The sequence below is a fragment of the Actinomadura rayongensis genome (assembly GCF_009831215.1).
Classification (GTDB): Bacteria; Actinomycetota; Actinomycetes; order Streptosporangiales; family Streptosporangiaceae; genus Spirillospora; species Spirillospora rayongensis.
The window spans coordinates 1,471,783-1,495,246 of sequence record NZ_WUTW01000001.1; the positions used below are offsets into that span (position 1 = coordinate 1,471,783).

Genomic DNA, 23,464 nt, shown 5'->3' on the forward strand with positions numbered 1-23,464 from the left:
CTCCTTACGGGATCGGCCGGTGGACGGTGACGAGCTTGGTGCCGTCGGGGAACGTCGCCTCGACCTGGACGGAGTCGAGCATCTCCGGGATGCCCTCCATCACGTCCTCGCGGGTGAGGACGGTGCGGCCGGACTCCATCAGCTCGGCCACCGACCGTCCGTCGCGGGCGCCCTCCAGCAGGTGGACGGCGATGATCGCGGTGGCCTCGGGATGGTTCAGCAGCAGCCCGCGCGCCTGGCGCTCCCGGGCCACGCGCGCGGCCACGTGGATCAGCAGGCGCTCCTGCTCGTGGGGTGAGATCAGCACCCGCCCGACGCTAGTGCGCCCTGACCTGCGGCGGGAATGGCGCGACCGCCTATTTAACAGGCATTTCACATCGGAAACACGACTGTCATTCGGACGCTCCAGCACCCGGACGACGTGCAGCGTAGCGATGATTTCCGCCCCGCCGGAAGGTCGTGAACAGCGGGGTAAGGAGTGATGATGACGACGTACGTACTGATCCACGGAGCCTCCTCGGATTCCTGGTACTGGAACCGGGTCGCTCCGCTGCTGCGGGCGCGCGGCCACGCCGTGGTCGCGCCGGACCTGCCGTCCGACGACGAGACCGCGGGCCTCGCCGCGTACACCGACGCGGTCGTGGACGCGATCGGCGACCGCACCGGCCTGGTCCTGGTCGCGCAGTCGATGGCGGGTTTCACGGCGCCGCTCGTCTGCGAGCGCGTGCCGGTGGACCTCATGGTGCTGGTCGCGGCGATGGTGCCCGCGCCGGGGGAGACGGCCGGGGAGTGGTGGGAGAACACCGGCCAGCCCGCCGCGCGGCGCGCGTCGGACGAGCGCTCCGGCCGCGACCCGGACGCCCCGTTCGACATCGAGACCGGCTTCCTGCACGACCTTCCGCCCGACGTGCGCGCCGAGGTGCTGGCGCGGCCCGAGCGCGGCCAGGCCGGACGGCCGTTCCACGATCCGTGGCCGCTGGAGCGCTGGCCGGACGTCCCGACGCGGTTCCTGCTCTGCCGCGACGACCGGATGTTCCCCGCCGCGTTCCAGCGCCGCGTCGTCCGGGAGCGGCTCGGGATCGTCCCGGACGAGATGGACGGCGGGCATCTCCCGGCGCTGGCGCGTCCCGCCGAACTCGTGGAACGACTGGAGGCGTACCGGACGAATCTGGTCGCCTGACCGGCGACGAGACCGGGAAACTCGGGACATCTTCCGCCGCCGGGAAGGTTCGGAGAAATGCTCGCTCCGCGCGTCCGACGGGAAAAAGTTACCGGCCGTGCGGTCGCGTTCCGTCTTGCCGTCCGAAACGCCAGGGTCGTACGGTGGCAAGGTAGGTGGAAAACGACAGTTGTGACACCGGGGAAATCCCCGCTGATCTGCGGATCCGCTGCCGTGATGTAACCGTTCGCGTTCGGACGGCGAGGACGGGTCACTAGGATCTGGGGCGCGGTGGCCGACGTCGCCCGCGCGCCGGTGACCGCGTGCCACCCGAATGCCTGGCGTCAGGGGAGAGAATGCTCATCGCGAAAGATCCGGGCGGGACATCGAACGGCGTGCGGAATCTGCTCGGCCGGTTGCGACGCCGCCGCCAAAGGCCGGGAGACGCGCACACCGGAGTGCGGCCCGCCGACTGCATCTTCTGCCGGCAGGACGACCCCGAGATCAACACGGTGATGTGCGAGAACGAATCGTTCTACGCGCGTTACGACAATTTCCCGGCCAATCCCGGCCATGTCGAGATCGTGCCGAAGCGGCACGTCGAATCGTTCTTCGACCTGGACGAGCGCGAGGTCGTGAGCGCCTACGCGCTGCTGCGCGAGGCCAAACTGCGGCTCGACGACAAGTACTTTCCCGAGGCGTACACGATCGGCGTCAACGAAGGAAAGGCCGCCGGGCGGTCGATCGACCACCTGCACATCCACCTCATCCCGAGGCATCACGGCGACGTGGACGACCCGCGCGGCGGGATCCGCCGGGCCGCGCCCAACTGCGACCCCGACGCCTGGCGGTGAACCGGGCCGTCAGCGCGCGCCGAGCGCGACGAACCAGCCCGAACGGCCCGCGCGGCGGATCCGGACGCCGGTGAAGCCCGCCGCCGCGAGGCGCCCGGCGAACGCGTCCGGCTCCACGAACGTGAACCAGCGCGTCCCGGCCAGCGACCCGCCCTCCCGCCAGCCCTCGCCCGCGCCGTCGCGCATGCTGATCGCGGTGATCCCGCCGGGAACGGTGACGCGGTGGATCTCCGCCAGCGCCTCGTCCATCCGGGCCAGCGGCAGGTGCAGCAGGCTCGCCGACGCCCAGGTGCCCGCGATCGAGGCGTCCCGCAGCGGCAGCGCGAGCGCGTTCATCCGCACGAAGCGCGGCGCGCGCCCGGCACCCGCGGACCGGTCGCGCGCCCAGGCGAGCATCCCGGCCGCGTAGTCGCCCGCGACGACCGTCCGGCCGAGCGCCGCGAGCAGCCGGCTGTCGCGCCCGCCCCCGCAGCCGAGGTCGAGCACCGGGAGGCCGGCGGGCGCACGCTGCGCGAAGTCGGCGACCTCGTCCCGCAGCCCGGGAAACCGCGCGTAATCCTCGGAGCTTTCGCCATAGGCCTCGGCGGCGTTGTCATAAACGGCGCACGTCGCGCCGGTGATCTCCGCGACGGAGTCAGGCATTCTCAAATCCGTCCTGGCCGAGAACGAAACTCAGGGAATTGAGCACGTGCCAGACCCGCTGCACGTCCAGGTCATCGTAGCCGTGCGCGACGTCGAAGCTGACGCAACCCGTGAACCGCGACCGGGCGTTCCGGACGGGACTCGCGAAGACCGCTCCGCGATGGGCGTAACGCTGGAATTCGACCCAACTGAACCCCATGACGGCGTCCGCGTCTTCCTTCTCCCGGTACGCGTCGAAAGCGGCCTCGTCAAGCAGCCCGGCGACGAGCCTCTCGACGTTCACCCCGAACTCGCGATCATGCTTCCAGCACAGGCCGACGACGCCGACGCCGCGCGCCGGGCGCAGTTTCCGGGTCACGGGGGAGACGCCGAGCCGGTAGGTGGCCACCCGCGCGAGTTCACCGCGGACCGGGTGCCGTAACGTCCTCTTCTTCTGTCAGAAATGTAGGCCGGGATCGCTCGCGGCGCTCGGCGGGCTGATCGCCGCGCAGATCTCCAGAAGTTGTCCGAAGGCGGTCAGGATGTGGCGCCGCAGGACGACGCGCCGCTCCATGCGCACGCGCTGGGAGAGCGCCTCGAAGGGCGTCGCGAGGCCGAACAGCCCGGCGATGACGATCAGGCAGATCAGCACGGAGGAATGCGGCCTCTCCCCGATTCTTCCCAGAGTGCGGGCAGCGTGTGATCGGGGAATCGTCAGCCACCCCGCCCCGCGCCTTGCGGTCGTTCGCAGGAACGGGAATCGTGCTGATCGGATAACGGTCGAGGTGACCAGTGCCGGACCACCAAGCCTTCTGCTCCGGGGCCGACTTCTGCCAGGAACTCGCCGGCCGGACCGATACCGCCTTCCATCGCGTCTACGCGGGCGTCCCGCCGACCCGGACCATCGCCCGCGGACGCGCGGTGAGCCTCCTCGCCGACATGTCACCGCTGGCCGAAGGGCATTTACTGCTCGTTTCCAACATCCATTACGTGAGTTTCGGGCAGGTCGTGTCCGAAGCCGACGCGATTGCGCACGGTCATCGGCCCGATGTTCGCCGGGCAGTCCGGCTGGATCGGGAAATTGCTCGACGGCGCCACGGCGGAACTGGTCGCCGGTGCCGACGCCCAGGACGACTGCGCCGTGTTCCGCGCGTCCGGCCCGATGGAGATCGTCGTCGGCTCGGACTACGTTCGCGGCCCGAAGTTCCAGTTGTACGAATCGGGTCATCTGTCGAACTTCGACATCGGCTACTACCTCGCGACGGCGAATCTCAGCGACATCGCCGCGATGGGCGCCCTGCCGATCGCGCTGCTGACGGTCGTCCGGTACCCGCGCTCGCTGAGCGACGCCGACTTCGCGGCCGTCATGGCGGGCATCGACGCCGCGTGCCGCGCGGTCGGCACGGTGAACGTGGGCGGCGACATCGGCACCGCCGAGCGGATCATCCTGTCCGGGTCCGCCGTGGGGATCGTGGAGCCCGGCGGGGCGCTGCTGCGCACCGGCGCGCGGCCCGGCGACCGCCTGTGCGTCACCGGGCCGACCGGCCTCGCCGCGTCCGCGCAGCGCTACTTCGGGGCGGCGGGGCCCGGCGCGGGCGCGCTCGCGGCGGAACGGGAGGACGAGCTGATCGCGTCCTGGCGGCGGCCCCGCGCGCTCGTGCCGCAGGGCCGCGCGCTCAGCGCGAGCGGCGTCGTGACGAGCTGCCAGGACACCTCCGACGGCCTGAAGGCGGGCGTGCAGTCCCTCGCGGCGGCGAGCGGCGTCGGGTTCGTGGTCGACGAGGAGGCGCTGCCCGTCGCGGGCCTCGTGGCCGAGGTCGCCGCGCTCACCGGCGGCGACGTCACCGCGACCGTCCTCGGGGACTCGGTCGATTTCCAGCTCGTCTTCACCGTCCCGCCGGACGGCTTCGCGCGCCTCCCGGAGGACCTGGCCTTCCACGAGATCGGGCACGCCACCGAGGAGCGCGCGGTCGTTCTGCGGCGCCGGGACGGCACGGTCGAGGACCTGCCCGGCGTCCCGTGGCGGCACGAGGTGTGACCGCTCCCCGTCGGACGGGCGGGAGTGTCGGCCCGCGACATTAGACTCCGTGGTCGTGGCAGGCCGGATTCGCAATGAGGACATCGCGCTCGTCCGCGAGCGGTCGTCGATCGCCGACGTGATCGGGGAGCATCTGCAGCTGCGCAACGCGGGCGGCGGCAACCTCAAGGGGCTGTGCCCGTTCCATGACGAGAAGTCCCCGTCGTTCAACGTGACGCCCGGACGCGGCCTGTACTACTGCTTCGGCTGCGGCGAGGGCGGCGACGTCATCAAGTTCGTCCAGGAGATCGAGCACCTGTCGTTCGGGGAGTCCGTCGAACGACTCGCGGCCAAGGCGGGCATCCGGCTCCGGTACGAGGAGGGCGGCTACACCCAGCGGCAGGACGGCGGGCAGCGCGCGCGGCTCATCGAGGCCCACCGCGTCGCGGCCGAGTTCTACGCCGGGCGGCTCGCGTCGCCCGAGGGCGAGATCGGCCGCCGGTTCCTGTCCGAGCGCGGCTTCGAGGCCGCGGACGCGACGCGGTTCGGGGTCGGGTTCGCGCCCCGCGAGTGGGAGGCGCTGGTCCGCCACCTGCGCGGACACGGTTTCACCGACCGCGAGATGATCACCGGCGGGCTGGTGCGCGAAGGGCGGCGCGGCCCGATGGACCGGTTCCGCGGCCGGCTGATCTGGCCCGTCCGGGACCTGTCCGGCGACGTCATCGGGTTCGGCGCGCGCAAGCTGTTCGACGACGATGACGGCCCGAAGTACCTCAACACCCCCGAGTCGCCGCTGTTCCACAAGGGCTCGGTGCTGTACGGCGCCGACCTGGCCAAGAAGGAGATCGCGCGCCGCCGCCAAGCCGTCGTGGTCGAGGGCTACACCGACGTGATGGCGTGCCACCTCGCGGGCGTCACCACCGCCGTCGCGACGTGCGGGACGTCGTTCGGCGACGAGCACATCAAGATCCTGCGCCGCCTGCTCATGGACCAGGACGAGTTCCGCGGCGAGGTCGTCTTCACCTTCGACGGCGACTCGGCGGGCCAGAACGCCGCGCTGCGGGCCAGCAAGGACGAGCACAAGTTCGTCACGCAGACGTTCGTGGCCGTCCAGCCCGACGGCCTGGACCCGTGCGACCTGCGGATCCGGCACGGCGACGCGGCCGTCCGCGACCTGGTGGCGTCCCGGACGCCGCTGTTCGAGTTCGCCGTCCGCGCCCGCATCGAGCAGTACGACCTGGACACCGCCGAGGGACGGCTCGCCGCGCTGGACGCCGCCGCGCCGATCGTCGCGGGCATCAAGGACCGGTCGCTGCGCCAGATGTACGCGGTCAGCCTGGACCGCTGGCTCGGGATCATGGACGAGCAGTTCGTGCTGCGCCGCGTCCGGGAGCTGTCGGTGCGGGAGAACGCGCGGGCGGCGCGCGCCCCCGAGACGGCCGCCGCGCCCCCGCCGCCGCGTCCGGAGTACGACCCGAACGATCCCGAGGTGCTGCGCGAGCGGGAGCTGCTGAAGCTGGCGCTGCAGCGTCCGGCGGTGCTCGGCCCGCTGTTCGACGGGCTCCCCGCGGACGCGTTCCTCGCCCCGCCGCACCAGGCGGTGCGCGCGGTGATCGCGACCGCGGGCGGCTCGGCCGCCGCCGCCGACCCCGCCGACTGGGGCGCCCGGCTTCGCGACATCGCGCCGAACGACCAGGTCAGAGAGCTGATCACGCAGCTCGCGGTGGAGCCCGTGCACAGCTCTCAGGATTCGGACGACCGATATGCCGTCGAGCTGCTGGCCCGAATCCAGGAACGCCAGCTCACCCGGCAGATCGGCGACGTCAAGGCTAAACTCGGGCGGCTGAATCCGGTCGAGCGTCCCGACGATTACCACCGCCTCTTCGGTGATCTTGTGGCGCTTGAGCAGCAGAGACGGGTGTTGCGCGAGCGCGGGCTTGGAAGCCAGTAAGGCAAGGGACTCCGAAATGGGCCTGTGATCTGGTCCCTTCATCGCGCAGACTAGTGGTGTGGGCCTTTCGGTGCTGCCTAGCGAGGCGCCATCTCTCGACCAGGTGGCGGATCTCGTCGCGCGTGGCAGGGAACAGGGCGGTGTCACCGTCGAGGACGTCGCTGCCGCGATCGACCGCTCGGAACTGCCGGACGACTCGCTGGAGCGCGTCGTCCGCCTGCTCGCGGAACAGGGGGTGGACGTCCTCGAAGCCGCACCCGAGGTCGAGGACGCCCCGCGCGCGGGCGAGGGACGGGCGCCGACCAGCGACCTGGTCCGGATCTACCTGCGGGAGATCGGCCGCGTTCCGCTGCTGACGGCAGAAGAGGAAGTGGAACTGGCGAAGTCGATCGAGGCGGGGCTGTTCGCCGCGGACAAGCTGGCGCACATCGCCGTCGCGTCCCCGGAGGAACGGGTGGAGCTCCAGCAGCTCGCCCGGGACGGGAACCGCGCGAAACAGCGGCTGGTCGAGGCGAACCTGCGGCTCGTCGTCTCCATCGCGAAACGGTACGTGGGCCGGGGAATGCTGTTCCTCGACCTGATCCAGGAGGGGAATCTCGGGCTCATTCGCGCGGTCGAGAAATTCGACTACACGAAGGGCTTCAAATTCTCCACCTACGCCACCTGGTGGATCCGGCAGGCGATCACGCGCGCCATCGCCGACCAGGCGCGGACGATCCGCATTCCGGTGCACATGGTCGAGACGATCAACAAGCTCGTCCGGGTGCAGCGCGCCCTGCACCAGGAACTCGGCCGCGAGGCGACGCACGAGGAGATCGGCCGGGAGATGGGGCTGCCGCCCGCCCGGGTGGCGGAGATCCAGCGGATCTCGCAGGAGCCGGTGTCGCTCCAGTCGCCCATCGGCGAGGAGGACTCCGACCTCGGCGACTTCATCGAGGACTCCGACGCCGTCGTCCCGATCGAGGCCGCCGCGTTCATCCTGCTCCAGGACCAGCTCGGCGACATCCTGCAGACGCTGTCCGAACGCGAGCAGCGGGTGATCGGGCTGCGGTTCGGGCTGGCCGACGGGCATCCGCGCACGCTGGAGGAGGTCGGCCGGGAGTTCGGGGTGACGCGCGAGCGGATCCGGCAGATCGAGTCCAAGACGCTCGCGAAGCTGCGCCACCCGTCCCGCGCGCAGCTCCTGCGCGAGTACCTGGACTGAGGGCCCGGCCCGTCCGGGCGCCGGACGGGCCGGTGGACCGGTCCGTGCCGAACCCTGGCCGACAACGGCACAAACCCGTCCCAGCATGGCGATGCGCTCCGCGAGGGATTACCGTGGGCGCATGCTGATCGTCACGACCGACGGGCTGGCCGGCTACGTCATCCGCAACGTGCTCGGCGAAGCGCTGGGAACGTCCGTCCATGTCGATCACGGTCCGGGCGCCCCCACGCCGCCGCCCGGCTCCCCGAGCAGCGCGACGTTCCGCGTCGCGGGGGAGGGTCTCGGCGGGACGCGCCGCGCGGCGGTCGAGCGGCTGGCCGAGGACGCGCACCGCAAGGGCGCCAACGCGGTCGTCGGCATGTGCTTCGAGACGGTCCCGCTGTCGGGCGGCGGCCACGAGGTGTGCGCGTACGGGACGGCCGTGTGGGCCGAGCCGCAGCACGGCGCCCCGCCCGCGCAGCAGCAGCCGCCGCAGCACCAGCAGAACTACTCGCACCACAGCCAGAACGTGCAGTACACCGAGCCGCAGCCGGGCGGGCCGCCGATGGCCGCCCGCAACCTGACGATCGGGCTGCACGACCAGCCCCGCTGACGCGGACGAACTCCTCGTAGGTGGCATAGCTCACGATGCCCACTTCTTGACGCGGTGAGGTTAGCCTTGGCTAAGTTGGCTCGGCTGTTCCTCACCCGTCCTGGAGTCCCCCATGCGCGTCGCCCCCTTCCTCGCCGCCACCGGCGTGGCCGCCGTCTCGATGACCCTGCTCGCGGCCTGCGGGGACGGTGACGGGGGGAAGACCGCGGCGGGCGCCATCGCCGTCACCGCGACCGACAAGTCCTGCACCGTCGCCAAGACGGACCTGACGGCCGGCAAGGTCACCTTCGAGATCACCAACAAGGGCTCGGAGGTCAACGAGTTCGAGGTGCTGCGCCCGGACGGCTCCATCCTCGCCGAGCGCGAGAACATCGGCCCCGGCACCAAGACCGACTTCGTCACCAAGCTGAACCCGGGCTCCTACACGCTGCTGTGCAGCGCGGGCCAGACCGGCAAGGGGCCGACGACGACCGTGACCGTGACCGGCGCGTCCGCCGGCGCCGGGGACCCGCGCCTCGCCAAGGCCGCCGCCGAGTACAAGACCTACGTCCTCGCCCAGATCAACGACAGCTACACGCGCACCGAGGCGTTCGTCGCGGCCGTCAAGGCGGGCGACGTCGCCAGGGCCAAGGAGCTGTACGCGCCGTCGCGGCTCGGCTGGGAGTCGATCGAGTCCGTCGCGGAGAAGTTCGGCGACCTCGACCCGCGCATGGACGCCCGCGAGGCCGACCTGAAGCCCGAGGAGCGCAAGAACTGGTCCGGCTGGCACCTGCTGGAGAAGGCGCTCTGGAAGGACGGCTCGGTCAAGGGCAAGGAGAAGTACGCCGACCAGCTCCTGAAGGACCTCGGCGAGGTCCGCACGCGCCTGAACACGCTCACGCTCGACCCGGTCAACGACATGGCGGCGGGCGCCAAGAGCCTCATGGACGAGGTCGCCACCGGCAAGGTCACCGGCGAGGAGGAGGCGTTCAGCCACACCGACCTCGTGGACTTCAAGGGCAACGTCGACGGCGCCAAGAAGGTCTACGAGCTGCTCAAGCCGATCGTCCAGGAGCGCGACGCCGCGCTGGCCGCCGACCTAGACGCCGGGTTCAAGACCGTCGACGACCTGCTGGCGCGGCACGAGAAGAACGGGTCCTACGTCTCCTACGACACGGTCGGCGAGGCCGACCGCAAGAAGCTCTCCGACGCGGTGAACGCGCTCGGCGAGCCGCTGTCCAAGCTCGCGAAGGTGGTGGCGGGATGACCGGCGAGACCGACAACGGCACCGACAACGAACGGCGGCGCGAACGCATGTCGCGCCGGTCCATGCTGGGCCTGTCGGGCACCGGCCTGATCGCGGGCGCGGCGGCGGGCGTCGGCCTGGACCGCACCGCGTTCGCCAAGGAGGGACGCCCGGTCTCCGCCGAGGCCGTCCCGTTCTACGGCGCGCACCAGGCGGGCATCGCGACGCCCGTCCAGGACCGGCTGCACTTCGCCGCGTTCGACGTCATGACCGAGGACCGGGCCAAGCTCGTCCGGCTGCTGAAGGAGTGGACCGAGGCCGCCGCCGCGATGACGGCGGGCCGCCCGGTCGGCGACGGCGCGGTCGGCGGCCTGTCGGTCGCCCCGCCCGACGACACCGGCGAGGCGCTGGGCCTGCCCGCGTCCCGGCTCACGCTGACGATCGGCTTCGGCCCCGGCCTGTTCGAGAAGGACGGCAAGGACCGCTTCGGCCTGCGCGCCAGGCGCCCCGCGCCGCTGGTCGACCTGCCGCACTTCCCCGGCGACAACCTCGACCCGGCCCGCAGCGGCGGCGACATCGCCGTGCAGGCGTGCGCGGACGACCCGCAGGTCGCCGTCCACGCCATCCGCAACCTCGCCCGCATCGGGTTCGGGACGGTCGCGATCCGCTGGTCGCAGCTCGGGTTCGGCAAGACCTCGTCCACCACCCCGGACGCGCAGACCCCGCGCAACCTCTTCGGGTTCAAGGACGGCACGGAGAACATCGCGGGCACCGACGCCGACCTGCTCGGCAAGCACGTCTGGGCCGGACGCGGCGACGGCGCGCCGTGGATGGCGGGCGGCTCCTACCTCGTCGCGCGGCGCATCCGGATGCACATCGAGATCTGGGACCGCACGCCGCTCGGCGAGCAGGAGGACATCATCGGCCGCGACAAGGGCGAGGGCGCCCCGGCGGGCGCGGCCCGCGAGCACGACCCGGTCGTGCTGGAGCGGCTGAAGCGCGACTCGCACGTCCGGCTCGCCCATCCCGGCAGCAACGGCGGGTCGCGGATCCTGCGGCGCGGCTACTCGTTCACCGACGGCACCGACGGTCTCGGGCGCCTGGAGGCGGGCCTGTTCTTCCTCGCCTACCAGCGCGACCCCCGGACGGGCTTCGTCCGGATCCAGCAGTCGCTGGCGTCCGACGCGATGAACGAGTACATCCAGCACGTCGGGTCCGGGATCTTCGCGTGCCCGCCGGGCGTCCGCAAGGGCGGCTACTGGGGCGAGACCCTCTTCTCCTGACGGGACGCTCAGTGCTGACCGGCGCGTTCGGAGCGGATGCGGGCGACCACGTCGCCCGCCGCCGTCCGGACGGCCTCCAGCTCGGTGAGATAGGCCCAGTAGTCGGGGTGGGCGCCGCGCAGGCCGGACGGGGCGCGCTCCAGCCGCTCCACGAGGCCGTCCAGGACCCGCGCGTGGTGCGGTGCGGCGCCGCCCGGCTGGGCCATCGCGAGGCGCTGCGCGTCGCGGACGGCGAACCGCGCGGTCTCGGCGGCGCCCTCGGGGTCGGCGGCGACGGCGGCCAGCTCGGCGACCCGTCCGGTGACCTGGCCGGCGCGGCGGTCGGCGGCGTTCAGCTCGGTGCGCGCGGCGGTCAGCGACCGCTGGGCGTCGCGCCAGCGCGCCGCCGCGACCTGCCCGGCGGCCTCGTCCAGCCGCTCGCGGGCGCGCGCGACGCCCGCCTCGATCGCCTCCGGCGCGCCCTTCAGGTCGCGCCAGCAGCCCTCGGCGTACTCGCGCAGCAGCGTCCGCATCGCGTCCCGGACGGGCCCGGACCGCCCCGCGACGACCTCGACCCGCGTCCGCACCGACGCGAGCGCGTTGCGCGTCCGCTCGGCCTCCTTCGGCAGGTCTTCGGCGGCCTCCCGGACGGCGGCGGCGCGGCGGGCGACGTCCTCGGCGGCGGTCAGCGCGCCGTCCAGCCCGAGCCCGCCGAGGCCCGCCGAGCCGAGCCGCGCGAGGTCCGCGCGGACGGCCGCCAGCTCGGCCTCCTCGGCGCTCGCGTCCAGTCCTGCGTCGCGGGCCGCGGCGACGGCGGCCTCTGCGGCGGCGGTGGCGTCGCGGGCGGCCGTCAGACGGGGCGGGAGCCGGTCGAGCGCGGCCTCCAGCCGGGACAGCGACGCGGCGATCGTCGAACCGAAGCGCTCCAGCCGCGCGTTCATCTCCGTCATGCGGTCGGTGACGGCCCGGAACGCCCGCGCGACGCCGTCCCACTCGGCGGGGGAGCGCGGCCGGCCGTCGAACGGATGCGCGTCCACGACGGCGATGTAGGACGCCGACGCGGCCGTCGCGGCCTCGCCGAGCGCCGCGAACTCCCGCTCGGCGGGCGCGGCGGCGGCCTTGTCGAGGTCGGCGAACACCGTCAGCCGCCCGCGCAGGTACCGCTCGGCCTGGTCCATGTCGTAGAAGGCGGTCGCCGCCGCCTCCTTCGCCGTGTTCGCCGCCGTCTCGGCGGGCGACACCCGGTTCCGCCGGTCGCCCCGCACTCCGGTCTCCTCTCTGCCGCCTCCAGTCTTCCGCAACCGGGCGGGAGCGGGCACCGGCGGGCTTGTCCGGGCAGCCGATCGGCGCGGACGGGAACGGATACCATCACTGCTACGTCGGTACAAGAGGGACGCCGCCTGGCGTACCGTACGTCACGTCATCATGGAGGCACAGTGGGTGTCAGTCTGACCAAGGGCGGAAACGTCTCGCTCACCAAGCAGGCGCCGGGCCTCGCGGCCGTCACGGTCGGCCTCGGGTGGGACCTCCGCACCACGACCGGCACCGACTTCGACCTCGACGCGTCCGCGCTCGTCCTGGACGCGTCCGGCAAGATCCTCACCGACCAGCACTTCGTCTTCTTCAACAACCTGCGCTCCCCGGACGGCGGCGTCGAGCACACCGGCGACAACACGACCGGCGCGGGCGAGGGCGACGACGAGCAGATCAACGTCAACTTCGGCGCGCTGCCCGACAACGCCGAGCGGGTCGCGTTCGCCGTGTCCATCTACGACGCCGACGCGCGCGGCCAGAACTTCGGGCAGGTCCGCAACGCGTTCATCCGCGTCGTGAACCGCACCGACCGCGCCGAGCTGGCCCGCTACGACCTCACCGAGGACGCGTCCACCGAGACCGCGATGGTGTTCGGCGAGCTGTACCGCAGCACCGGCGACTGGAAGTTCCGGGCCGTGGGCCAGGGGTACGCCTCGGGTCTGGCCGGCATCGCCACCGACTTCGGCGTCAACCTCTGACCGGACCGAGCGACAGGAGTCGATCATGGGAGTATCGCTCGCCAAGGGCGGCAACGTCTCGCTGACCAAGGCCGCCCCGAACCTGACCCGCGTGTCGGTCGGGCTCGGCTGGGACGTCCGGGCGACGACCGGCGCCGACTTCGACCTGGACGCGTCCGCGCTGCTCCTGAACGGCTCCGGCAAGGTCATCTCCGACCACCACTTCGTGTTCTTCAACAACCTGCGCAGTCCCGACGGCTCGGTCGAGCACACCGGCGACAACCTCACCGGTGAGGGCGAGGGCGACGACGAGTCCATCAACGTCGACCTGTCCGGTGTGCCGGCCGAGTGCGAGCGCATCGTCTTCCCGGTCTCGATCTACGACGCGGAGAACCGCGGGCAGAGCTTCGGCCAGGTCCGCAACGCGTTCATCCGGATCGTCGACCGCTCCGACGACAACGAGCTGGCCCGGTTCGACCTCACCGAGGACGCGTCCACCGAGACCGCGATGGTGTTCGGCGAGCTGTACCGGCACGGCGGCGAGTGGAAGTTCCGCGCCGTCGGCCAGGGGTACGCCTCCGGTCTCGCCGGGATCGCCCTGGACTTCGGCGTCAACGTCGGCTGACCGCCGGCCGCGCAGCCCGCCCCGCATCGACAGAAACCAAGGCCATGATCCTTCGCACCTTCCGGTGGTCGTTCCTTCTCACCCTCGTCGGCCTCGCCGTCGCCTTCGTGTACGACAAGGGGAGCGGGCTCGCGCTCGTCGCCGTCCTGGCGATCCTCGAAGTGTCGCTGTCCTTCGACAACGCCGTGGTCAACGCCAAGGTGCTCGACCGGATGGCGCCGTTCTGGCAGAAGATCTTCCTGACGGTCGGCATCGCGGTCGCCGTGTTCGGGATGCGGCTGCTGTTCCCGCTCGTCATCGTCGGCGTCACCGCCAAGCTCGGCCCGGTCGAGGCGTTCGACCTCGCGCTGAACGACCCGTCGCGCTACCACCACCTGATGAACGACGCGTATCCGATGATCGCGGCGTTCGGCGGGATGTTCCTGCTGATGCTCTTCCTGGACTTCGTGTTCGAGGAGCACGACGTCCGGTGGCTCGAATGGGTGGAGAGGCCGCTCGCCCGGATCGGGAAGCTCGACCAGCTCCCCGTCGTCGTCGCGGGCGGTTCGCTCGCGCTGGTCGCGGGCCTGTGGGCGGAGCACTCCGGCGAGGTGATGATCTCCGGCGTCCTCGGCATGGTCACCTACATCCTCGTCAACGGCCTCGGCGAGCTGTTCTCCGAGCCCGAGGACGTCGCGGACGAGGCGGCCGACGCCCGCTCGGGCGGGCCGAGCGCGCTGGCGCTCGCGACCGGCAAGGCGGGCTTCTTCCTGTTCCTCTACCTGGAGGTCCTGGACGCGTCGTTCTCCTTCGACGGCGTCATCGGCGCGTTCGCGATCAGTACCGACCCGATCATCATCGCGCTCGGCCTCGGCATCGGCGCGATGTACATCCGGTCGCTGACCGTCTACCTCGTCCGCAAGGGCACGCTCCACGAGTACGTCTACCTGGAGCACGGCGCCCACTGGGCCATCGGCGCGCTCGCGGCGTGCATGCTCGTCAGCATCGCCCACCACGTCCCCGAGTGGCTGACCGGCGGGCTCGGCGCGGGCCTGATCATCGCGGCGTTCGTCAGCTCGGTGCTGCGCAACCGGACGTCGGGGGAGACCCCGACCGTCGAGGTCGGCCCGGGCCGCGACGCCGACGAGGACAATCTGCACTCGACCGGGGTCTGACCCCGCCGATCCCCCCGCGAGCGAAGGAGCCGATGATGTCGATCTCGCTGCAGAAGGGCCAGCGCGTGTCGCTGGCCAAACCCGGCGGCGGCACGCTGAGCCGCGTCCGGATGGGCCTCGGCTGGGACGCCGTCGCCAGGCGCGGCCTGTTCGGCAAGGGCAAGTCGCAGAACATCGACCTGGACGCGTCCTGCCTGCTGTTCGACGCGAGCCGCAACCTGGCCGACGCGGTCTGGTTCCGCCAGCTGCGCAGCAAGGACGGGTCCGTGCTGCACACCGGCGACAACCTGACCGGGGAGGGCGAGGGCGACGACGAGGTCATCAACGTGGACCTGCCGTCCCTGCCGGAGAACGTGACGCAGCTCGTGTTCACCGTGAACTCCTTCACCGGCCAGGACTTCTCCCAGATCGCCAACGCGTTCTGCCGTCTCGTGGACGAGACCACAGGCCAGGAGCTGGCCCGCTACGACCTCACCGGCGCGGGCCGCCACAACGCGCAGATCATGGCGAAGGTGACGCGCGACGGCGCGGGCTGGGCGATGACGGCGATCGGGGCCACCGCGACCGGCCGCACGTTCCAGGACCTCCTCCCGGCGGTGTCGGCGCACCTGTAGCGATCGGGCGCGACGGGTCCCGGCGGACGGCCGGGGCGGCGCCCGGCGCTCCCCGTTTCCGGGGGCCGCCGGGCGCCTGACCTCGTCCTCGGCACCTTTACCCTGATACCTGCCCGATCAGGGCGGGAGCGTTCGACCCGGGGGGACCCACGTGCATGCGGCACTTTGACCATATTGATGCGGCGCTGCGCAAGCACCTGTTCTTCCGGCATCCCCGACGCTTCGACCGGCACGACGATCCGGCCGTCCTCGCCGTCGCCCTCGGCGCCACGCTCTACAGCCCGGCCATCCGGCCGAACCTGGCGGACGACATCCGGAAGGCGGCCCGCGCCGGGGTGACGAGCCTGGTCGTGTGCCTGGAGGACTCCATCGCCGACGCGGACCTGCCCGCCGCCGAGGAGAACGCCGTCCGGCAGCTCCGCGCGCTGCACGCGGGGGGCGCGGAGGCGCCGCTGCTGTTCCTGCGCGTCCGGAACCCGTGCCAGATCGGCGACCTCACCGTCCGGCTCGGCGCCGCGGCCGAGCTGATCACCGGGTTCGTCCTGCCGAAGTTCACCGCCGCGACCGGCGGCGCCTACCTCGACGTGCTCGCCGAGACGGGGGAGCGCAGCGGACGGCGGCTGCTGGCCATGCCGGTGATCGAGAGCCGTGACGCCGTCCACGTCGAGACGCGCCGGGCGATGCTGGGGGACGTCGCGGAACTGCTCGCCAAGCACCGCGACCTCGTCCTCGCCGTCCGGATCGGCGCGACCGACCTGTCGTCGGCGTACGGGCTGCGCCGCCCGCCGGACCTGTCGATCTACGACATCGCGCCGGTCGCGGGCGCGATCTCCGACATCGTCAACGTGCTCGGCCGCGCCGACGGGACGGGCTTCGTCGTCACCGGGCCCGTCTGGGAGTACTTCTCGGCGGGCGAGCGGATGTTCAAGCCGCAGCTCCGCGAGTCCCCGTTCCTCGCCCAGCGCGCCGCGCCGCTGCGCCGCAGCCTGATCGTGTCGGACGTGGACGGCCTCATCCGCGAGGTCCACCTCGACAAGGCCAACGGGCTGACCGGCAAGACGGTGATCCACCCGTCGCACGTGTCGCCCGTCCACGCCCTGTCGGTCGTGACGCACGAGGAGTACTGCGACGCCGCCGACATCCTCGGCGTCGCCGGGGGCGGCGCGATGGCCAGCGCGTACGCCAACAAGATGAACGAGGCCAAACCGCACCGCGCGTGGGCCGAGCGGCTGATGCTGCGCGCGCGGGTGTTCGGCGTGGCGGCGGAGGGGGTCACCTTCGTGGAACTGCTCGACGCGGCGGGGAGCCGGTGAGCGGGCGCGGCCGGTGGCCGGGCGAGTGGGTGGCGCACCGGCTCGGCGTGCGGACGGTGGACGGCGCCGCGCCCGGCGGCGTCCGGCTCGGCGCGCTGACCGGGCTCGCCGTCCGCCGCAACCCGCGCCGCGCGCACCTGCTCGTGTCGGGGGTGCTCGGCAAGCACGTCCCGGCCGATCCCCGGATCGTCCACGGTGCTGGCCTGCTGCTCGGCGAGCTGGTCCGGCTGCGGCTGCGCGGCCGGGAGAGCACCGCGGGGCCGTACGGGGCGCTGCTGGCGAACGCGCTGCACGGCACGCGCGGGTCGGCGGCGGCGCTGCGGGACCGGCTGCGCGAGCCTAAGGGCGCGGTGGACGCCGTCGTCCTCGGGTACGCCGAGACCGCGACCGCGCTCGGGCACTCGGCCGCCGACGCGCTGGGCGGCGCGACCTACCTGCACTCGACGCGTCGCCACGTGCCGGGCGTCGTGCCGTACGGCGGGTTCGAGGAGGAGCACAGCCACGCGACCGGGCACCTGCTGCTGCCGTCCGACCCGTCGGTTCTGGACCGGGATGTTCCTTTGGTCCTTGTGGACGACGAGATGTCCACCGGGCGGACCGCGTTCAACACGCTGCGGGCGCTGCACGCCGTCCGGCCGCGCGACCGGTACGTGCTGGCCTCCCTGGTGGACGTGCGCGGCGAGGCGGACCGCGTCCGGATGCGCAACCTCGCCGGGGAACTGAACGCGGGCATCGACGTCGTCACGCTCGCGACCGGCCGGGTGGAGCTGCCGCCCGGCGTGCTGGACGCCGCGCAGGCCGTCGTGGCGGAGATGTCCGGCCGCGACCGCGAGATCGACTACCGCGTGGACCACGGCGCGGTGCGCGTCGGGCTGGGCTGGCCGCCGGGGCTGCCCGAGGGCGGACGGCACGGCTTCACGCCCGCCGACCGGCGGCGGCTGGAGAAGGAGCTGGCGCCGATGGCGGCCGTCCTCGCGTCCGCGCTGCCGGACGGGGCGTCGCGGGTGCTCGTCCTCGGCACCGAGGAGTTCATGTACGTGCCGCTGCGGCTCGCCGAGGCGCTGGCGGACGCCTTGCCGTGGACGACCGTCCGGTTCTCGACGACGACGCGCTCGCCCGTCCTCGCGGTGGACGACCCCGGCTACGCCATCCGCACCCGCCTGGTGTTCCCCGCGCACGACAACCCGCCGGACGGCGCGACGAAGCGGTACGCCTACAACGTCGACCCGGGCGGCGACCCGTCCCGCGCCTTCGACGCGATCGTGCTGCTCGTCGACGACCAGGGCGACACGCCCGACCTCGTGGACGGCCTGCTCGCCGTCCTGCGCACCCTCGCCCCCGTCGTCCTCGCCGCCCTCCCCGGAGCCCGCGCATGAACCGTCCGCCCGACCGCGATCCCGGCGAGCGCGTGACCCGTCCGCCCGGGGGCGCGGGCCTGAAGCGGGCGTCGCGGGGGCCGCGTCCGCCCGGGGGCGCGGGCGTGAAGCGGGTGTTGCGGGGGCCGGAGTTCGGGAGTTACGCGGCCGAGGACGTCGGCTGGCTGCTCACCGACCTGTCCGGCGCGGCGCTGGAGGCGCCGACCGAGGATCGCGAGGCCGCGATCCAGGCGGGCCGCGCCCACTACGCCGAGTCGCTGCCGATCGAGTACCGGCCCGGCGCCGCGTACCGGAAGCTGTTCGAGGAGGCGCTGGACGCGTCGGCGGACCGGCTCGCGCACGCCGTCGGCCTCGTCGGCGAGCTGGTGCTGGCCGCGCGCGGGCCGGGCGCCGTGCTCGTGTCGCTGGCGCGCGCCGGGACGCCCGTCGGGATCCTGCTGCGCCGCTGGGCGCGGTTCGCGCACGGGCTCGACCTGCCGCACTACGCGATCAGCATCGTCCGGGACCGGGGGATCGACGCGGTCGCGCTGGATTACCTGGCCGCGCATCACGACCCGGCGTCGGTGATCTTCGTGGACGGCTGGACGGGCAAGGGCGCCATCGCGCGCGAGCTGGCCGCCGCACTAAGCGGAACAATGTTCCGGGCGGACTTGGCCGTGCTCGCCGACCCCGGGCGCTGCACGCCGCTGCACGGCACCCGCGACGACTTCCTCGTCCCGTCGGCGTGCCTGAACTCGACCGTGTCCGGGCTGGTCAGCCGGACGGTCCTGAACCGCTCCCTGATCGGCCCGGGCGACTTCCACGGCGCCAAGTTCTACGCCGAGCTGGCCGCCGAGGACGTTTCGGCCCGGTTCCTCGACGCCGTCGCGGCCCGCTTCCCGGCCGTCGCGGACCGGGTCGCCGCCGACGCCCCCGCGCTGCTCGCCGCCGACCGGTCCGCGGACTGGTCGGGCTGGGCGGCCGTCCGGCGGATCGCGGCCGAGTACGACGTGCCCGACCTCAACCTCGTCAAGCCCGGCGTGGGGGAGACGACGCGGGTGCTGCTGCGGCGCGTCCCGTGGAAGGTCCTCGCGCGCGCCGACGCCGGGGCCGAGCTGGCGCACATCCGGCTGCTGGCGGACGAACGCGGCGTCCCGGTGGTCGAGGTCCCGCCGGACGCGCTCCCGTACGCCTGCGCGGGCCTGATCCATCCGCGGTTCGCGGGCGGCGCGGCGCAGTGACCGTCCTCGTGTGCTCCGACCTGGACCGGACGCTCATCTACTCCGCCGCCGCCTTCGGCCCCGGCCCCCTGCCCGAGCTGGAGTGCGTGGAGATCTACGACGGCGCGCCGCTGTCCCACATGACCGCGAACGCCGTCCGGGAACTGGCCGCGCTCGCCGCCGAGACCGTGTTCGTGCCCGTCACGACCCGCACGCCCGAGCAGTACCGGCGCGTCCGGCTGCCCGTCGCGCCCGCCTACGCGATCTGCGCCAACGGCGGGCACCTGCTCGTGGACGGGGTGGACGACGCCGCCTGGTCCGCCGCCGTCCGGTCCCGCGTCACCGACGGGGCCGCCCCGCTCGCCGAGGTGGCCGCGCGGCTGTCCGGCGGGGACTTCGTGCTGCGGCGGCGCACCGCGTCCGACCTGTTCGCCTACGCCGTCGTGGACCGCGCCGCGCTCCCCGCCGACTGGATCGACGACCTCGCCGGCTGGTGCGCCGAGCGCAACTGGCGCACCTCGCTCCAGGGCCGCAAGGTCTACTGCCTGCCCGCCGGGCTCACCAAGGCCGCCGCCGCGGCCGAGGTCGCCCGCCGCACCGGCGCGACGGTGACGCTCGCGGCCGGGGATTCGCTTCTCGACCGTGACCTTCTGGACAGCGCGGACGCCGCCGTCCGCCCCGCCCACGGCGAACTCCACACCGCCGGCTGGACGGGCGCCGACGTCACCGCCGCCGCCGGAATCCGGGCCGGGGAGGAGATCGTCGGCTGGTTCCGGACGCGCGCCGCCCGGGAGATCGCCCGAAGGGACTCGCGCGTTACGCGCGATCCGTAGAGAATCGCGGTAAATCATCCGGAAGGTCGAACGGGGGTTCGCGCGCTGTTCAGGGACGTCCGGCCGATCGGCGACGAGACCGCGCTGTGGGACGCCGCGGCGCGGGTTCTGGACGCCAACTGGACGGGACGCGCCACCGTCCCGTCCCCCGGCCTCTATCCCCACCAGTGGGGCTGGGACTCGCTGTTCGTCGCCCTCGGCCTCGCCCGGCACCGCCGCGACCGCGCCGAGCGGGAGCTGCTGTCGCTGTTCGCGGGCCAGTGGTCGGACGGGTTCGTCCCGCACATCGTGTTCAACGACGACCTGCCCCGCGACGCCTACTACCCGGGTCCCGAGCTGTGGCGCAGCGCCGCCGACCCGCGCGCGCCGCACGCCGTCCGGACGTCCGGGCTGATCAACCCGCCGCTGCACGCCCTCGCCGCGCTGCGCCTGTACGACGGCGAGCGCGGCCGTTCGTTCCTCGCGCGGTTGTACCCGGCGCTGGCGGCCCATCATCGCTACCTCGCGTCCGTCCGGGACCTGGACGACAGCGGGCTCATCGCGATCTGCCACCCGTGGGAGTCGGGGCAGGACAACAGCCCGGCGTGGGACCGTCCGCTCGGGGACCTGCGTCCGCCGCCCGCCGCGTACGCGCCGTCCCATCCGCTGCACGGCCCCGCCACCGGGGAGGACCACGATCGGTACGCGTGGCTCGCGGCCGTCCTGCGGGACGCGGGGTACTCGGCGGGCCATCTGCGCGACGAGCATCCGTTCGCGGTGCAGGACCCGCTCGTCAACGGGGCGTACCTGGCGTCGCTGCACGCGCTCGCGGAGATCGCGGCGCTCGTCGGCGCCGATCCCGTCCCGCACCGGGAGGCGGCCGAACGCGTCCACGCCGCTCTGCTGGAACGCTTGTGGGACCCGGCCACCGGGTGCTTCCGCGCGTACGACCTGCGCGGCGGACGGCCGCTGCCCGTCGTCACGATCGCCACTTTCGGGCCGCTGCTGGACCCGGATCTGCCCGCGCCGATCCTGCGGCGGCTGGCGGACCTGCTGCTGTCCTCGCGGTTCGCCGGCGCCGCCGGGTATCCGGTGCCCGCGTGCGACGTCCAGGCCCCGGCGTTCGACCGGGGCGGGTACTGGCGCGGGCCGACGTGGATCAACACCAACTGGCTCGTCTGGCACGGCGCGTGCCTCCAGGACCTGCCGGTCGTCGCGGACCTGCTGCGCGGGGCGACGCTGCGGCTCGTCCGGCAGTCGGGGTTCCGCGAGTTCTTCGACCCGTTCGACGGGACCGGACGCGGCGGCCACGACCACAGCTGGTCGGCGGCGCTCGTCCTGGATCTGCTCGGCGCGCGGTGATCGCCTACCGTGGTGGGATGCGCTTGTCCCGGCACCGTCTGCCCGCGTCCGCCCGCGACTCCCTCGCCCTGGAGCGGGGGGAGCGCGTGCTGGCGTTCGCGCCCACGCTCGGCGGCTCGCACGTCGTCGCGACGTCCACCGCCCTGCACGTGCCGGTCGTCGCCGGCGGGACGGCGCGGATCCCGTGGGAGCGGATCGAGCAGGCGTCGTGGCGGGACGGGCGGCTGCGCGTCCAGGAGATCCTGGGCGGCCCGGCGCACGAGATCGGGCTCACCGACGCCGGTTCGGTGCCCGAGACGGTCCGCGAGCGCGTGACGTCCACCGTCGTCGTGAACCACCAGGCGCCGCTGCCCGGCGGCGGCTCGGTGCGGATCGCGGGCCGCCGCCCGGCGACGGGGGGAGAGGTGCGGTGGTCGCTCCAGTTCGACGCCGGGGCGGACCCCGACGACCCGGGCCTGCGCGCCCAGGCCGAGCAGATCCTCACCGAACTGCGCGAACGCACCGGCCTCTGATCAGTTCGGCGGCACCGCGACGGGACCGGGGGCGTCCTCGTTCCGGCGCCGCAGCGCGTCCGCCTTCTCCTTCGCGGCCCCGGCCAGGCCGGCGCCGCGCTCCTTCAGCGTCTCCGCCTTCTCCCGGACGGCCGGGCTGCCCGAGAACTTCGCCCAGCCCGCCCTGATCTGCTCGTACCGCTCGCGCCCCGCCTTGGCCCCGAGGACGTACCCGACGGCGGCTCCGGCGAGGAACGTGGTGCGGATCTTCATGTCCACCTCCGCTCGACTGCCTGCCCAGCCGTCCCTACCCGCCCCGACGCGCTCCATCCCGCGCCCGCCGGATATGCGTGCGCGAACCGCTCGCCGGATGCGCTAACCTAATCCTGCCCGCAGGGGACCGCAGGTCCCGCAGGCAGAAGCGATCCCGCGTAGCTCAATTGGCAGAGCAGCCGGCTGTTAACCGGCAGGTTATTGGTTCGAGTCCAATCGCGGGAGCCCCATGCGCACTACTGGAACTTTTGCCCGAACGGACATCGGCTGGCAGGGCGTGCAGACCATGAGCAGGCCTCTCCTTGTGACCAGGGAGGGGCCTGCTGCTGTTCGTGTGGTGTGTGGTGTTGCTGCCGGTTCGTGCGCGGCGCCGGGAAGCGCTGGGCGCTGACGGGACGGGCTTGGTGTCGGCGTCCGGCGGGGGCGAGTCTTGGCTGTCGTCCTGCAGCGCGTGGAGGCTGGCGAACGGCTCTTGGAGGAGCTGGGACAGCTTGCTCACTCCCACCCGCTTGGCGGCGCCGTTGCGCGGCCGGGTGCGCAGGCCGCAGTCGTAGAGTTCCTCCCGGCAGGTCGGCGAGCGTCCAGTCGCCGGTGGCGTACAGCTCGAAGGCCAATCGCACCAGCGATCTTTGACAGCGGGACCACCCAAGACGACCTGCGGGTGATCGGCCTGGAAGCCGAACGGGTCTCCTGCGTGGGAAAAGATCCCTCGCCGCAAACCGCTCTTGGCGTCTACGCGGCGATCACCGCTGCGGTCTGCCATCTGCGGGGCACCCGCGATCTGACGGGTGTGCGAGCAGCCGTGCAGGGTGTCGGGCATGTCGGCGAGGCGCTCGCCCGGCTGCTGGCACGTGATGGCGCGGAACTGGTGATCAGCGACGTGCGGGCAGAGGCGGCGGGCGAACAACGTGCTCGCCGCGCCGGAACACGGCGTGGAGCTGCACCGCAGGGGAGTCCTTTATGCGCCCGACTACGCGGCCAACGCCGGTGGGATCATCTACCTCGCCGAGGAGCTGCGGGGTCATGACCTTCCCACGGCCGCGCGCCGGATCATGGCGATCGGTGAAACCTTGACCAAGGTCTGGCGAACCTCCCGCGAGCAGGACCTGCCGCCGGAGGAGGTCGCCGATCGCATGGCGGAGCAGCGCATCGAGGCCATGCGCCGGCTGAGCCCCCGCCCCTTGCCGGCGCGGGCCGTGTACTAGCGATCACGTCAAGTGCCTGCTCTCGCCCGTCGCGCCCAAGGCGCGACGGGCTGGGGCGTTACGGTCGGGTCGCCGTAGGCCGCGCCGTTGAGCATGCCGAAGGCGCGGGGCTTCCCTAGGAGCGCCGCTCGGTGGACCCTCGCAGAAGCAGACAGTCGACAAGG

26 protein-coding genes and 1 tRNA gene are annotated in these 23,464 nt (G+C 72.7%); 21 read left to right on the forward strand and 6 right to left on the reverse strand.

What is annotated here, in order from left to right:
- Positions 1-4 precede the first annotated feature (4 nt).
- Positions 5-307 carry an urease subunit gamma gene (locus GQ466_RS06905; protein ID WP_161101872.1) on the reverse strand — a complete coding sequence of 101 codons (303 nt, stop codon included), beginning with the start codon at positions 305-307 and terminating at the stop codon, positions 5-7.
- 177 nt (positions 308-484) lie between these two features.
- Here GQ466_RS06905 and GQ466_RS06910 point away from each other — a divergent pair, with 177 nt between their 5' ends.
- Positions 485-1,180 (forward strand): alpha/beta fold hydrolase, encoded by a 696-nt coding sequence (locus GQ466_RS06910; RefSeq protein WP_161101873.1) that lies wholly within the window; start codon positions 485-487, stop codon positions 1,178-1,180.
- A gap of 335 nt (positions 1,181-1,515) precedes the next feature.
- Positions 1,516-2,013 (forward strand): HIT family protein, encoded by a 498-nt coding sequence (locus GQ466_RS06915; protein WP_161101874.1) that lies wholly within the window; start codon positions 1,516-1,518, stop codon positions 2,011-2,013.
- A gap of 9 nt (positions 2,014-2,022) precedes the next feature.
- Here the strand turns inward: GQ466_RS06915 and GQ466_RS06920 are convergent, their stop codons facing one another.
- From GQ466_RS06920 to GQ466_RS06930, 3 genes are read right to left on the reverse strand one after another with little or no spacing between them, the layout of a single operon-like run.
- Positions 2,023-2,655, reverse strand: a complete 633-nt coding sequence (locus GQ466_RS06920; RefSeq protein WP_161101875.1) for a class I SAM-dependent methyltransferase — start codon at positions 2,653-2,655, stop codon at positions 2,023-2,025.
- On the reverse strand, positions 2,648-3,043 hold the full coding sequence (locus GQ466_RS06925; RefSeq protein ID WP_161101876.1) for a hypothetical protein: 396 nt from the start codon (positions 3,041-3,043) through the stop codon (positions 2,648-2,650). The genes GQ466_RS06920 and GQ466_RS06925 overlap by 8 nt, the downstream gene beginning before the upstream one ends.
- A gap of 48 nt (positions 3,044-3,091) precedes the next feature.
- Positions 3,092-3,286, reverse strand: a complete 195-nt coding sequence (locus GQ466_RS06930) for a hypothetical protein (protein WP_161101877.1) — start codon at positions 3,284-3,286, stop codon at positions 3,092-3,094.
- Between the two features lie 375 nt (positions 3,287-3,661).
- On the opposite strand from GQ466_RS06930, the gene thiL reads away from it, so the two are divergent.
- The 6 genes from thiL (at position 3,662) to efeB (ending at position 10,906) form a co-directional block, all read left to right on the forward strand.
- Complete coding sequence (thiL, locus tag GQ466_RS06935) at positions 3,662-4,672, forward strand: thiamine-phosphate kinase (protein WP_237417613.1); 1,011 nt, start codon at positions 3,662-3,664, stop codon at positions 4,670-4,672.
- 55 nt (positions 4,673-4,727) lie between these two features.
- Positions 4,728-6,602 (forward strand): DNA primase, encoded by a 1,875-nt coding sequence (gene dnaG, locus GQ466_RS06940; protein WP_161101878.1) that lies wholly within the window; start codon positions 4,728-4,730, stop codon positions 6,600-6,602.
- A gap of 70 nt (positions 6,603-6,672) precedes the next feature.
- Positions 6,673-7,806 carry an RNA polymerase sigma factor RpoD gene (gene rpoD / locus GQ466_RS06945; protein ID WP_161102447.1) on the forward strand — a complete coding sequence of 378 codons (1,134 nt, stop codon included), beginning with the start codon at positions 6,673-6,675 and terminating at the stop codon, positions 7,804-7,806.
- Between the two features lie 121 nt (positions 7,807-7,927).
- On the forward strand, positions 7,928-8,398 hold the full coding sequence (locus GQ466_RS06950; protein ID WP_103563425.1) for a YbjQ family protein: 471 nt from the start codon (positions 7,928-7,930) through the stop codon (positions 8,396-8,398).
- 112 nt (positions 8,399-8,510) lie between these two features.
- On the forward strand, positions 8,511-9,644 hold the full coding sequence (gene efeO, locus GQ466_RS06955; protein WP_161101879.1) for an iron uptake system protein EfeO: 1,134 nt from the start codon (positions 8,511-8,513) through the stop codon (positions 9,642-9,644).
- The gene (gene efeB, locus GQ466_RS06960; RefSeq protein ID WP_202419991.1) at positions 9,641-10,906 is read left to right on the forward strand and encodes an iron uptake transporter deferrochelatase/peroxidase subunit; all 1,266 of its coding nucleotides are present in this window, start codon (positions 9,641-9,643) and stop codon (positions 10,904-10,906) included. Before efeO ends, efeB begins: the two co-directional genes overlap by 4 nt.
- 8 nt (positions 10,907-10,914) lie before the next feature.
- Here the strand turns inward: efeB and GQ466_RS06965 are convergent, their stop codons facing one another.
- The gene (locus tag GQ466_RS06965; RefSeq protein WP_237417842.1) at positions 10,915-12,150 is read right to left on the reverse strand and encodes a molecular chaperone DnaJ; all 1,236 of its coding nucleotides are present in this window, start codon (positions 12,148-12,150) and stop codon (positions 10,915-10,917) included.
- 171 nt (positions 12,151-12,321) lie between these two features.
- Here GQ466_RS06965 and GQ466_RS06970 point away from each other — a divergent pair, with 171 nt between their 5' ends.
- The 10 genes from GQ466_RS06970 to GQ466_RS07015 all read left to right on the forward strand — a co-directional run bounded on the left by GQ466_RS06970 (position 12,322) and on the right by GQ466_RS07015 (position 21,843).
- Positions 12,322-12,897 carry a TerD family protein gene (locus GQ466_RS06970; protein ID WP_161101880.1) on the forward strand — a complete coding sequence of 192 codons (576 nt, stop codon included), beginning with the start codon at positions 12,322-12,324 and terminating at the stop codon, positions 12,895-12,897.
- Between the two features lie 25 nt (positions 12,898-12,922).
- Positions 12,923-13,501, forward strand: coding sequence for a TerD family protein (locus GQ466_RS06975; protein ID WP_161101881.1), 579 nt, complete (start codon positions 12,923-12,925; stop codon positions 13,499-13,501).
- Between the two features lie 44 nt (positions 13,502-13,545).
- Positions 13,546-14,655, forward strand: a complete 1,110-nt coding sequence (locus GQ466_RS06980) for a DUF475 domain-containing protein (RefSeq protein WP_161101882.1) — start codon at positions 13,546-13,548, stop codon at positions 14,653-14,655.
- 35 nt (positions 14,656-14,690) lie between these two features.
- Entirely contained in the window at positions 14,691-15,269 is a 579-nt protein-coding gene (locus GQ466_RS06985; protein ID WP_161101883.1) for a TerD family protein, read from the forward strand.
- A gap of 155 nt (positions 15,270-15,424) precedes the next feature.
- Complete coding sequence (locus GQ466_RS06990; RefSeq protein WP_161101884.1) at positions 15,425-16,582, forward strand: HpcH/HpaI aldolase/citrate lyase family protein; 1,158 nt, start codon at positions 15,425-15,427, stop codon at positions 16,580-16,582.
- A complete protein-coding gene (locus GQ466_RS06995) occupies positions 16,579-17,958 on the forward strand; it encodes a phosphoribosyltransferase domain-containing protein (RefSeq protein ID WP_161101885.1) in 1,380 nt (459 codons plus the stop codon). Before GQ466_RS06990 ends, GQ466_RS06995 begins: the two co-directional genes overlap by 4 nt.
- The gene (locus tag GQ466_RS07000) at positions 17,955-19,178 is read left to right on the forward strand and encodes a cysteine protease StiP family protein (RefSeq protein ID WP_161101886.1); all 1,224 of its coding nucleotides are present in this window, start codon (positions 17,955-17,957) and stop codon (positions 19,176-19,178) included. Before GQ466_RS06995 ends, GQ466_RS07000 begins: the two co-directional genes overlap by 4 nt.
- Complete coding sequence (locus GQ466_RS07005; protein ID WP_161101887.1) at positions 19,175-19,990, forward strand: HAD family hydrolase; 816 nt, start codon at positions 19,175-19,177, stop codon at positions 19,988-19,990. The genes GQ466_RS07000 and GQ466_RS07005 overlap by 4 nt, the downstream gene beginning before the upstream one ends.
- Before the next feature lie 108 nt (positions 19,991-20,098).
- Complete coding sequence (locus GQ466_RS07010; protein ID WP_378186511.1) at positions 20,099-21,331, forward strand: MGH1-like glycoside hydrolase domain-containing protein; 1,233 nt, start codon at positions 20,099-20,101, stop codon at positions 21,329-21,331.
- Positions 21,332-21,348: 17 nt separating this feature from the next.
- Complete coding sequence (locus GQ466_RS07015) at positions 21,349-21,843, forward strand: hypothetical protein (protein WP_161101888.1); 495 nt, start codon at positions 21,349-21,351, stop codon at positions 21,841-21,843.
- Here the strand turns inward: GQ466_RS07015 and GQ466_RS33090 are convergent, their stop codons facing one another.
- Positions 21,844-22,095, reverse strand: coding sequence for a YtxH domain-containing protein (locus GQ466_RS33090; RefSeq protein WP_202419993.1), 252 nt, complete (start codon positions 22,093-22,095; stop codon positions 21,844-21,846). It lies immediately after the preceding gene.
- Positions 22,096-22,247: 152 nt separating this feature from the next.
- Between GQ466_RS33090 and GQ466_RS07025 the strand changes: the two genes are divergently transcribed.
- From GQ466_RS07025 to GQ466_RS07030, 3 genes are all read left to right on the forward strand, one after another.
- Positions 22,248-22,320: transfer RNA gene (locus GQ466_RS07025), tRNA-Asn, on the forward strand.
- Between the two features lie 469 nt (positions 22,321-22,789).
- A complete protein-coding gene (locus GQ466_RS33230; RefSeq protein ID WP_474078559.1) occupies positions 22,790-23,122 on the forward strand; it encodes a Rossmann-fold NAD(P)-binding domain-containing protein in 333 nt (110 codons plus the stop codon).
- Positions 23,004-23,300 (forward strand): Rossmann-fold NAD(P)-binding domain-containing protein, encoded by a 297-nt coding sequence (locus tag GQ466_RS07030; protein WP_161101890.1) that lies wholly within the window; start codon positions 23,004-23,006, stop codon positions 23,298-23,300. Before GQ466_RS33230 ends, GQ466_RS07030 begins: the two co-directional genes overlap by 119 nt.
- Positions 23,301-23,464 lie beyond the last annotated feature (164 nt).

What these genes read in the sequence shown, in the direction of transcription:
- GQ466_RS06910 (WP_161101873.1), top strand. Translation starts at nt 485, where the DNA reads ATGACGACGTACGTACTGATCCACGGAGCCTCCTCGGATTCCTGGTAC.
- GQ466_RS06915 (WP_161101874.1), top strand. Translation starts at nt 1,516, where the DNA reads ATGCTCATCGCGAAAGATCCGGGCGGGACATCGAACGGCGTGCGGAAT.
- GQ466_RS06920 (WP_161101875.1), bottom strand. Translation starts at nt 2,655, where the DNA reads ATGCCTGACTCCGTCGCGGAGATCACCGGCGCGACGTGCGCCGTTTAT.
- GQ466_RS06950 (WP_103563425.1), top strand. Translation starts at nt 7,928, where the DNA reads ATGCTGATCGTCACGACCGACGGGCTGGCCGGCTACGTCATCCGCAAC.
- efeO (WP_161101879.1), top strand. Translation starts at nt 8,511, where the DNA reads ATGCGCGTCGCCCCCTTCCTCGCCGCCACCGGCGTGGCCGCCGTCTCG.
- efeB (WP_202419991.1), top strand. Translation starts at nt 9,641, where the DNA reads ATGACCGGCGAGACCGACAACGGCACCGACAACGAACGGCGGCGCGAA.
- GQ466_RS06975 (WP_161101881.1), top strand. Translation starts at nt 12,923, where the DNA reads ATGGGAGTATCGCTCGCCAAGGGCGGCAACGTCTCGCTGACCAAGGCC.
- GQ466_RS06980 (WP_161101882.1), top strand. Translation starts at nt 13,546, where the DNA reads ATGATCCTTCGCACCTTCCGGTGGTCGTTCCTTCTCACCCTCGTCGGC.
- GQ466_RS06985 (WP_161101883.1), top strand. Translation starts at nt 14,691, where the DNA reads ATGTCGATCTCGCTGCAGAAGGGCCAGCGCGTGTCGCTGGCCAAACCC.
- GQ466_RS06990 (WP_161101884.1), top strand. Translation starts at nt 15,425, where the DNA reads ATGCGGCACTTTGACCATATTGATGCGGCGCTGCGCAAGCACCTGTTC.
- GQ466_RS07000 (WP_161101886.1), top strand. Translation starts at nt 17,955, where the DNA reads ATGAACCGTCCGCCCGACCGCGATCCCGGCGAGCGCGTGACCCGTCCG.
- GQ466_RS07015 (WP_161101888.1), top strand. Translation starts at nt 21,349, where the DNA reads ATGCGCTTGTCCCGGCACCGTCTGCCCGCGTCCGCCCGCGACTCCCTC.
- GQ466_RS33090 (WP_202419993.1), bottom strand. Translation starts at nt 22,095, where the DNA reads ATGAAGATCCGCACCACGTTCCTCGCCGGAGCCGCCGTCGGGTACGTC.